General features: G+C 66.3%; 2 protein-coding genes. Both read left to right on the top strand.

Translation table 11 applies throughout. The features are described 5' to 3' along the window. Positions 1-316 (top strand): helix-turn-helix transcriptional regulator (locus AC1DZC_RS19965; protein ID WP_477044481.1); only part of this gene is annotated, 316 nt, incomplete at its 5' end. 4 nt (positions 317-320) lie between these two features. Further along, on the top strand, positions 321-569 hold the full coding sequence (locus tag AC1DZC_RS19970; protein WP_477044482.1) for a hypothetical protein: 249 nt from the start codon (positions 321-323) through the stop codon (positions 567-569). Positions 570-710: the final 141 nt, after the last annotated feature.

A 710-nucleotide genomic window follows, 5' to 3' on the forward strand; every position in this document is an offset into this window, starting at 1 on the left:
CGTTCGGACTCAGCCGCCGATCGACAAGCATCCGGGCATCTTCATCAAGGAAACGCTGCTGCCCGCCTACGGGCTGAGCGTCTCCGAAGCGGCCCGCCGCCTCGGCGTCGATCGCGCCGGGTTCCATGTGACCTTGAGCGGGAAATACGATGTGAGCCGCGATCTGGCGTACAAGCTGGGGGCGCTGATGCGCGACGAGGTCGCCGACTTCCTGATCGCGTACCAGACCGCCTATGACAAACAGCGGGAGGCCGAAAAGCGCGAGGCATACAAAAAATGGATTCCGCGTGCCGAACCAGTCGCCGCCGATGGCTGACACCATGATTGAACGCATCGCCCGCGTCCTGTGCGCTCGCGAGGGGCGCGACCCGGACGAGGTCTGTATCGGCGAGGGCGCCGCCACCGGCCGGACATGGACCCGCTGGCAGGCCTTCGCGACCGAGGCCGACGATGTCCTCGCGGCGATGCGCGAGCCGACGTTCGAAATGATCGCCGCCTGTGGCGACCTGATCGGCTCGCAACAGGAGCACTGGAAGCGCTCGATCGACGCGGCGCGGGCTGGCGCCTGATCTGCGACGGACAAAAAAATAGCGTCCGGAGCCAAGCCCCGGACGCCATCACCGTTCATCGTCGCCTGTGAACCAGTCAGGGCGCGGCTGAGAGCACGATAGGCGGGCAGGCGTCGGCAAGTGCCAGCGTCGTGTTGGCCG

Source organism: Cellulomonas sp. P2_B4 (genome assembly GCF_056404795.1).

Coding starts and splice junctions, on each gene's coding strand:
- AC1DZC_RS19970 (WP_477044482.1), top strand. CDS start 321: ATGATTGAACGCATCGCCCGCGTCCTGTGCGCTCGCGAGGGGCGCGAC.